At 74.4% G+C, this 7,891-nt stretch carries 9 protein-coding genes; 3 read left to right on the top strand and 6 right to left on the bottom strand.

Going from position 1 to position 7,891, the window contains the following annotated elements; translation table 11 throughout:
- The coding region (locus tag ACFC1T_RS37810; protein ID WP_375897193.1) for a DUF6745 domain-containing protein at positions 1 to 1,017 on the top strand (1,017 nt) is incomplete at its 5' end.
- Between the two features lie 18 nt (positions 1,018 to 1,035).
- Here the strand turns inward: ACFC1T_RS37810 and ACFC1T_RS37805 are convergent.
- The 5 genes from ACFC1T_RS37805 to ACFC1T_RS37785 form a co-directional block, all read right to left on the bottom strand.
- A complete protein-coding gene (locus tag ACFC1T_RS37805) occupies positions 1,036 to 2,853 on the bottom strand; it encodes a hypothetical protein (RefSeq protein ID WP_375897190.1) in 1,818 nt (605 codons plus the stop codon).
- 155 nt (positions 2,854 to 3,008) lie between these two features.
- Positions 3,009 to 3,662 carry a VC0807 family protein gene (locus tag ACFC1T_RS37800; RefSeq protein WP_375897187.1) on the bottom strand — a complete coding sequence of 218 codons (654 nt, stop codon included), beginning with the start codon at positions 3,660 to 3,662 and terminating at the stop codon, positions 3,009 to 3,011.
- The gene (locus tag ACFC1T_RS37795) at positions 3,659 to 4,300 is read right to left on the bottom strand and encodes a TetR/AcrR family transcriptional regulator (RefSeq protein WP_375897185.1); all 642 of its coding nucleotides are present in this window, start codon (positions 4,298 to 4,300) and stop codon (positions 3,659 to 3,661) included. Before ACFC1T_RS37795 ends, ACFC1T_RS37800 begins: the two co-directional genes overlap by 4 nt.
- Positions 4,301 to 4,401: 101 nt before the next feature.
- Entirely contained in the window at positions 4,402 to 5,184 is a 783-nt protein-coding gene (locus ACFC1T_RS37790) for a methyltransferase domain-containing protein (RefSeq protein ID WP_375897182.1), read from the bottom strand.
- Positions 5,181 to 5,726 carry a hypothetical protein gene (locus ACFC1T_RS37785; RefSeq protein ID WP_375897180.1) on the bottom strand — a complete coding sequence of 182 codons (546 nt, stop codon included), beginning with the start codon at positions 5,724 to 5,726 and terminating at the stop codon, positions 5,181 to 5,183. The genes ACFC1T_RS37790 and ACFC1T_RS37785 overlap by 4 nt, the downstream gene beginning before the upstream one ends.
- 83 nt (positions 5,727 to 5,809) lie before the next feature.
- Here ACFC1T_RS37785 and ACFC1T_RS37780 point away from each other — a divergent pair, with 83 nt between their 5' ends.
- Positions 5,810 to 6,478, top strand: coding sequence for a hypothetical protein (locus ACFC1T_RS37780; RefSeq protein WP_375897177.1), 669 nt, complete (start codon positions 5,810 to 5,812; stop codon positions 6,476 to 6,478).
- A gap of 103 nt (positions 6,479 to 6,581) precedes the next feature.
- Positions 6,582 to 7,349 carry a class I SAM-dependent methyltransferase gene (locus tag ACFC1T_RS37775; protein ID WP_375897174.1) on the top strand — a complete coding sequence of 256 codons (768 nt, stop codon included), beginning with the start codon at positions 6,582 to 6,584 and terminating at the stop codon, positions 7,347 to 7,349.
- Between the two features lie 357 nt (positions 7,350 to 7,706).
- Here ACFC1T_RS37775 and ACFC1T_RS37770 read toward each other — a convergent pair.
- On the bottom strand, positions 7,707 to 7,891 hold a 185-nt coding region (locus ACFC1T_RS37770), incomplete at its 5' end, for a tol-pal system YbgF family protein (protein ID WP_375897171.1).

Genomic DNA, 7,891 nt, shown 5'->3' with positions numbered 1-7,891 from the left:
GTGCGGGCCGCCTACCGGGCGGCCGGGCTGCCCGAACCGGCGGCCGTGCGCTGGTTCGGCTCGCCGCTCGCGGCCGCCGAGGCGGCGCTGGAGCTGCGGGCCGCCGGCGCGGTGAGCGTGCGCGAGGAGGTCCGCACCCGGCCCTGGGAGGAGGCCCGGCGGCGCGCCGTCGAGCAGGTCGGCCCGGCCGGCTGGGCCGCGCACTGGGCGCTGACCGGCGGTGAGCTCGGCCCGGTCAGCACGCCGCTGGCCGAGCGGGTGCGCAACGCCGTGCTCGACCGGCTCGCGCCCGAGGCCGATCGCGACCGGGCCTCCGGCAGCGACCGGGCCTCCGCCGGTGCCCCGGCCACCGGCGCCGGGGCCGCCGCCGCTCGGAGCCGGCGCACCACCGTCCGTCTCGCCCTGCTGGACGCGGTGCGCGGCCAGCACGACGCACCCTGGTTCGCCGCCCTGGAGGCCGCCGGCGCGGGCGTCGAGGCCGTCGCACCGCTCGCCGAGGTGGGGCGGGGAGCCGGCTGGTGGTGGCCGTACCAGGAGGTGGCGCTGGTCTCCGAGCGGCCCGTCGTCCTGCACCGCGACGAGGCCGGCCGGCTCGACCGGGCGGACGGCCCCGCCCTGGAGTACCCGGACGGCTTCGCGCTGCACGCCTGGCGCGGGATGCCAGTCCCCGCAGAGTTCCTGGCGGGCCTCGCCGAAGTGACGGCCGAGCGGATCCGCACCGAGGAGAACGCCGAGCTGCGCCGCGTGCTGCTGGAGCACTACGGCTACGAGCGGTACCTCGCCGACTCCGGCGCGGAGCCCGTCCACCGCGACGAGACGGGAGTGCTGTGGCGGATCGTCCTGCCGGACGACGAACCGGTGGTGATGGTCGAGGTGGTCAACTCCACGCCCGAGCCCGACGGCACCTCCCGCACCTACTGGCTGCGCGTCCCGCCGAGCACCCGGACGGCCCGGGCCGGAGTCGCCTGGACGTTCGGCATACCGGAGACGGCCTACCACCCGCAGCGCGAGACCTGATGCTCCGGCCCGCGCCCGTCAGGCCCACGGGGCCCGGCGGCCGCAGGTCACCGGCCACTCGGCGGCGGGGACGCCGGCGCACCACAGTGCGGGGTCGTCGGAGGCCTCCCTCCGTGCGGTCAGGTCCTGGTTGACGCCGGCACAGGTGGCGACGGGCGAGTACCGGGGGCACTGGCCGGTGGCGTCCTTGAGCACGTGGGCGCGCCAGGCGTCCAGGCCCATGTCCAGGACTCCCGAGGCGGTGGTCGGCATGTACCGGTTGGCCGACCACGAGGCGGCCATGGCGGTGAACAGCGCGATCGCGCAGACCCCGGCCGCGGTGACCCGGCGGACCGCCAGGAGGTTCCGCCCGGTGGCAGGGCCGCTGCCGGGCCGGGACAGCGTACGGCTCCAGGCCGCCGTGCGCCGGACGGCCAGCATCAGTCCGAGCACCGCCAGGACGATCAGGCAGTACATGATGATCCACGTCGTCCGCGGGTAGAGCTGCACGGCCTGGGTGCGTTCCATCTTCGCGGCGAACCAGAACCGGAGCAGCCAGGAGCTGACCAGGACGGTGGCGACGGTCCGCACCAGGACGCCTCCCGAACCGAGGCCGATCGCGAGTGCCGCCGCCGCGAGGAGCAGCAGGGTGAACGCGCTCTGCCCGGCCAGCTCACCGCCGACCGGCCAGTTGTGGTAGGTCTGTGTGCCGGCGCGGTCGGACGCCCATCCCATCACGTAGGCGGGATCGGCGTAGACCGTGATCATCGCGTAGCGGTCCTTGGTCGTCGCACCGAACCGGACCAGCTGGTAGAGCAGCGGCGCGCCGACCACCGCGGCGCTCACCACCGTCACCCCCAGGAAGAGCAGCGTCCGCCGCAGGCGCGCCGTCCCCGCCCGCCAGGGGATCGAGAACCCGCTCAGGACGAGGACACCGGGAGCGGCCCAGACGAACCAGCCGGAGTACCAGAGGAACACCACGCCCATCGCGGAACCGTACGTGACCGCCCGCCGGACGGCGGTGCGGGTCGGCAGCCGGTGCGCCCGGCGCAGGTCGCGCAGGCAGGCGGCCAGCAGCGGCACCATGACCAGCATGGCGCTGTGGCTGTAGGGGCGGATGGGGTCGATGAAGAGCACCGCGGCGGGCGCCGCGATCAGCAGGGCCCAGAAGGGCCGGAGCAGCAGCCGCCAGGCCAGGTAGGCGAGCGGGCCGGCGACGGCGGTGCACAGCAGTTGCAGGTCCTGCATGGCGAATCCAACACCCGCGACGGCACCGTGGGCGCCGTGGAACAGCTCGGCCCACACGGCCAACAGCGCCGGGAAGAGCGGCGGGTAGACCCCGGGCAGGCCCTGGCCGCGGATCATGTCGTCGGCCATGCCCATCACATTGCCCGGGTCGCCCTCCTGCCCGCCGAGCCCCCACGGGGTTCCGTGCAGCGCCACCGCGATCCCGCCGGCGACCAGGCCGGTGCTCAGCCCCGCGATCACCGCGCATCCGAGCCGCAGCGCCGGACGGTAGCGGTCGGGGCCGGCGCGGTGCGCGACGTACAGCAGCACCGCGAGGACGGGCACGGTGACCACCGCGGCGTGCAGTTGGAGACCGGCGAGGCCGCTCACCTGGCCGATGCGGACCAGCGGGTTCACGTCGATGCTGCGGGCCCAGAGCAGGAAGCCGACGCCGGTGACCAGGCCGACGACAGCCTCGGCGACCGCCGTCGCGCGCCGCCGGGGCCGGCGTGCGCCCGCCGCCCGCGCGGACGTGACGGCGGCGGCTTCGTGATCTGCCCCGGTGATCCGAGCGGCCGGTGGTGCCTCGGCCTGTGGCGCAGCGGTCGGACAAGTGGTCGCATCAGTCATGCAGTTGTGCTCTCTCACTGTGCATCCGCCGCACCCGATCGGGCTCGCCGGACCCGGAGTCCCCCGCTCGACGGTCGCCCTGGGGAACGACCGGCACCCGCCCCGGTCACGCGGCATGACCTGGACGGAGCAACCGGGCGGGGCGGCGCCCCGTCTCAGGCCCGCAGGCCGTGGCGCTTGGTGTAGGCGAGGTGGAACAGGAAGAGCGGTACGGCGATGACCGGCCAGCAGGCGTGCATCGCGGCGGGCGCGGCGTCGACCGGCAGCAGGTAGGCGAAGGCGAGTTGGGCGAAGGCGTTGAGCAGGCTGGCCGCGCCCCAGACCGCGGTGAGCACCCGGACGCCGCGACGGAAGGCCGCGTCCTCCTCCCACCGTTCCTCCCAGGCGCGCAGCCCGGCCTCGCCCGCCTTGACCTGGACGAAGGAGCGGAACAGGAGCATCAGCGCCGGGCGTCCGAAGCCGACGGAGGCGAGCAGCCAGACGCCGATCAGCCCGCCGAGCATGCCGGTCCAGGCCTCGCGGATCAGCAGGGCGCGGGGGTCGCCGGTGAGCGAGGAGAGGACGAGCCCGAGTCCGATCATGGTGAGGATGAGCAGGGCGAGGAAGTCGAGGCGCCGGGTGCGGACCAGTCGGACGACGACGGCGACCGTCGGGATCGCGGCCGACCAGAGCAGCGACCACCACTGGTCCACGCCTGCGAGGCGCAGCCCGTAGTAGGCGCCGAGCGGCAGGACGAGGTCGAGCAGCAGGGGTAAGGCGGCGGTGCTCCGGCGGGTCCGTCCCTCCCGGGGAGCGGCGTGGACGGTCATGACGCGCCGCCGTTCCTGGTGGCGAGGTCGAACAGGGTGACCAGTTCACGGCCGTAGGCGCGCGGGTCGAAGTCGGCCCCGGCGGCGAGCCGGTTGGCGGCCGCGTCGATCGAGGCGCGGATCGCGGTGGCCATCGCCTCGGGGTCGAAGGGGCGGAAGGCGCCGGTGCGTTGGCCGTCCCGCAGGTGCTGCACCAGCAGGGCGACGGGGGTGTCGAAGCCGGCCGGGCTGACCAGCGGACTGCCGTCCTCCCGGCGGGCGTTGGCGAGGACGTCCACCAATGCCCGGACCGCGACGGGGTGTTCGGCGAGGAAGTCGAGGTTCGCCTCGATGTAGGCGGCCAGCATCGCGGCCGGCTCGTGCTGGGCGCGGATCCGCGGCTGCATGGCGGTGCGGGCCTGTTCCTGGACGGTGTCGACCAGGGCCTGGAAGAGGTCCTCCTTGTCGTCGAAGTGGTACGAGATCAGCCGCACGCTGGACAGCCCGGCGCGCTTGGCGATCTGCGCGAACGAGGCCCGGCCGTAACCGAGTTCGGCGACGACCTCGATGGCGGCGGTGACGATCTGGGTGCGTCGGGCGTCCGTGACGAAGCTCCGGCCGCTCTCCGGAGCCGTGGGGTCCTGAGGATTTACTCGCATGAGTAAAAAGTAACACGCGTCGGCAGAAGTGCGGGTGTGAAAGAGCCCCGCCGCCTCCGGTGGGGGAGGCGGCGGGGCGACGTGGCGGAGGAACCGGGAGGTCAGGGGGCCCGGGCGAGCAGGACGGGCTGGAAGAAGCCGGTGTCGGCCGGCCGGCGCCAGTCGGTGGCGGTGAGGCCCGCCTCGGCGGCGAAGGCGCTCAGCTGGTCCTGGGTGAGGGCCCAGTAGCTGGAGCGGCGGACCGTGGTGCGCCACTGCCCGGTGTCGTCCGGCAGGAGCCGGAAGAGCTCCAGGTCGTAGCGCTCGCCGTCCTCGTGCCACTGCCAGAGCTGGAACAGCACCGAGCGCCGGCCGTCCAGTTCGGCGGTCTGCGGCGGGGTGGAGGCCGGGCGGTCCCGGCGCAGCTCGTCGTACGGGCGAGTGGAGAGCAGGAGCAGCCCGCCCGGGCGCAGGATCCGGCGCATCTCGGCCAGCGCGGCGCGGACGTCCTCGGCCGCGAGCAGGTGGGGGAGCGCGTTGTCGGCGCACACCACCACGTCGAACCGGCAGTCCGGGAAGGGGAGTTCGCGCATATCGGCGGCCGCCGCGGGCAGCCGGAGCCCGCGAGCGGAGGCCTCCGCGGCGGCCCGGGCGGCGGCGACCGGGCTGAGGTCGGTGCCGGTCACCCGGTGGCCGAGCGCGGCCAGGCCGATCGCCTGGGTCCCGATGCCGCAGGCACAGTCGAGCACCTCGGCCGGGCCCTCGCCCAGGTGCTCCCGGACCAGGGCGTCCAAGGCGGCGCCCTGCCGGGTGAGCGAGGCGTTCCAGTCGCCGTAGAGCAGGTGGTAGTCCTCGGCGAGGTCGTCGTAGAAGCGGCCGGGGTCGGACCGCGGTGTCCGTCTCATGGCGTCGGGGCCTCCACGGGCGGCGGCTGGGAGGAGTAGCGGGCGTAGTAGGCGTTGAAGTGGGCGAGGTGGTAGGTGGTGTCCTGGTGGACCAGTTCCATCGGCGGCGGGTCGGATACCCACGCACGGATCCCGTCCGGCCCGTCGGTCCGTACCTCCAGTCGGTGGGCGTTGTTGAACGCGGCGTACGCCTCGGCCTGCTCCGCCGTCCACAGCCCGCCGTCCCGGTCGACGCCCGGTCCCGGGCGGGACAGGGCACGCAACAAGGCGGGGCTGTGGACGCCGCTGACCCGGAAGTTCTCCAGGAAGCGGAGCTTGGTGGCGAGCGTGACGTAGCGCCGACCGTGGCCCCGGTGGCGCCCGGCCACCACGACCTCGTCGAACACGCCCCAGCGCGTCGGGGCGATCCACACCTTGGCACCCGGGGCGAAGTGCTTGAGCCCCTGGCGGATCTCCAGCCCGCCCACGCCGTGCGCCGTCTCCCGGGAGACGTTGGCGACGACTCCGTAGCCGAACGGCTCGCCGTCCTGTTCCTTCGTCATGGCCGCTATCCTCGCGCACACGTATCGACACGGGGTAACGGTTTTCGAGGCCGCGGTTCCGGAACGAGGGGAAGGAACGGGCCGTGGAACGGATACCCGACGAGGACCCGCTGGACGGGCTCCGGCCGCTGCTGGAGGCGGGGGAGGCGGTCCTCGGCTACGAGCCGGACGGCCCCTGGTCCGGCTCCGGGCAGGCGCCCGGTTACGCCGACCGTTGCTGGGTGCTGCACACGCTGCGGGTGGACGGGTGGCCGGTGCGCTGGGCAGAGGCGCTGGCGGGCGCCGGGCGGCGCCTCGCCGACTGGCCCTGCACCCTGTCGTACCTGGTGTTCGGCGACCGGGCCGCGCTGCCGGGCGAGGTCGACGTCCCGCTGATCGGCGAGCCGGACCGCGACTGCCTCGCGCGGCTGGTGGAGGTGCTGGCCCGGCACAGCGCCGACGGGCCGGCGACCGACTGCCGCCTCGCCTCAGCCGCGATCGAGGACCTGCTGCGACCGGTGACGGCCCACCGCGGCCGGCTGGACGAGGTGCTCGCCCACTACGACGCCCGGCCGGGGTACGCCCAGTTCCCCGCGCACTGGTGGTCCGCGGACCGCTCCTGGTTCGTCCTCACCAACTGGGACCTCAGCGCCACCGAGGTCTTCGGCCCGCCCGCCCTGATCGCGGACCTGCTCGCCGACCCGGGCCTGGAGGCCGTCCGGCACCCGAGCATCGCGGAGATCGCGGACGGCGCGGCCCGGTGGCCGGGCTGATCGCCGCCGGGGGGGTGGAGGTGCGGGTCGGGTGGGCACGCAGGTACCCGGTCGGCGGTGAATCCGCTGGCAGCGCGGCGTCGGCGCCGCGATGATGCGAGGCATGCGCACCTTCGAAGAGCTGATCGCCGAGGCCGGGTCCGTCTCCGTGGACGGCTGGGACTTCTCCTGGTTGGACGGCCGGGCCACCGAGCAACGCCCCTCCTGGGGCTACCAGCGGCTGCTGGCCGGGCGGCTGGCCTCGGCGTCGGCGGCCCTGGACATCCAGACCGGCGGCGGGGAGGTGCTGGCCGGCGCCCTGCGCCAGGGCGGCGGCCCGCCCGTCCTGGCCGCCACCGAGTCCTGGCCGCCCAACCTGGCCCAGGCGACCCGGCTGCTGCACCCGCTGGGCGCGGTGGTGGTCGCCGACCAGGACGAGCCGCCGCTGCCGTTCGCGGACGGGGCCTTCGACCTGGTCAGCAGCCGGCACCCGGTGAAGGCCTGGTGGTCGGAGATCGCCCGGGTGCTGCGGCCCGGCGGTGCGTACTTCGCCCAGCACGTCGGCCCGGCCTCGGTCTTCGAGCTGGTCGAGTACTTCCTCGGACCGCAGCCCGAGGCACGCGAGGGCCGCCGCCCCGAGGTGGAGGGCGCCGAGGCCCGGGCGGCCGGGCTGGAGGTGGTGGACCTGCGCTCGGAGCGGCTGCGGATGGAGTTCCACGACATCGGCGCGGTGGTGTACTTCCTGCGGAAGGTGATCTGGATGGTTCCGGGCTTCACCGTCGAGGGCCACCTCGACCGGCTGCGCGAGCTGGACGCCCGGATCCGGGCCGAGGGCCCGTTCGTGGCCCACTCGGCGCGCTTCCTGATCGAGGCGCGCAAGCACATCGACTGATCCGGTGTCCGCATTGCATCGGTATGAACGAGTTGGGGCATTCTGGAAGACCCGGCTCGCCGTTCGTGCCGGTGCGAGCACCGCCTTCTCCGGGCGAGGACAGGCCGGGAGGGAAGCCGCCGCCGGGCGGAAAGGCGTCGAGGCGGACGGTTCGGCCGGTGATCGCGGCGGGGAGTCAGCTGTCGTACGCCTCGGTGTGGACCGGCAGCTTGCGAAGGCGGAAGGCGCGGACCTTCTCGATGCGCGCCTTGTTGTCGGGGAACTCGAGGCCGGCGTCTGTGCAGGCGCTGACGGTGCAATGCGTCCAGTCGGCCAGTTCCCGGCCCCGGTCGGGGAAGGGACGGCGGGTTCGCCGGGTCAGCGGGTGTCGGTGAGGGCGGCGAGGTCTGCGCGGGCGCGGGGTGCGTGGAGGGGGTTGAAGGAGGGGTCGGTGGTGAGGGCCTGGGTGAGGTGGGTGCGGGCGGCTTCGGTGTGTCCGAGGGCGCGTTCGATCTCGCCGTGGTGGTAGAGGAACACGGCGTTGTGCCAGCCGTGGTTTTCGG

It is taken from the genome of Kitasatospora sp. NPDC056076 (assembly GCF_042266305.1).
Classification (GTDB): Bacteria; Actinomycetota; Actinomycetes; order Streptomycetales; family Streptomycetaceae; genus Kitasatospora.
The sequence above is the reverse complement of the archived record's forward strand: the minus strand, read 5'-3'. Positions and strand labels throughout refer to the sequence as shown.

Coding starts and splice junctions, on each gene's coding strand:
- ACFC1T_RS37805 (WP_375897190.1), bottom strand. CDS start 2,853: ATGACTGATGCGACCACTTGTCCGACCGCTGCGCCACAGGCCGAGGCA.
- ACFC1T_RS37800 (WP_375897187.1), bottom strand. CDS start 3,662: ATGACCGTCCACGCCGCTCCCCGGGAGGGACGGACCCGCCGGAGCACC.
- ACFC1T_RS37795 (WP_375897185.1), bottom strand. CDS start 4,300: ATGCGAGTAAATCCTCAGGACCCCACGGCTCCGGAGAGCGGCCGGAGC.
- ACFC1T_RS37790 (WP_375897182.1), bottom strand. CDS start 5,184: ATGAGACGGACACCGCGGTCCGACCCCGGCCGCTTCTACGACGACCTC.
- ACFC1T_RS37785 (WP_375897180.1), bottom strand. CDS start 5,726: ATGACGAAGGAACAGGACGGCGAGCCGTTCGGCTACGGAGTCGTCGCC.
- ACFC1T_RS37775 (WP_375897174.1), top strand. CDS start 6,582: ATGCGCACCTTCGAAGAGCTGATCGCCGAGGCCGGGTCCGTCTCCGTG.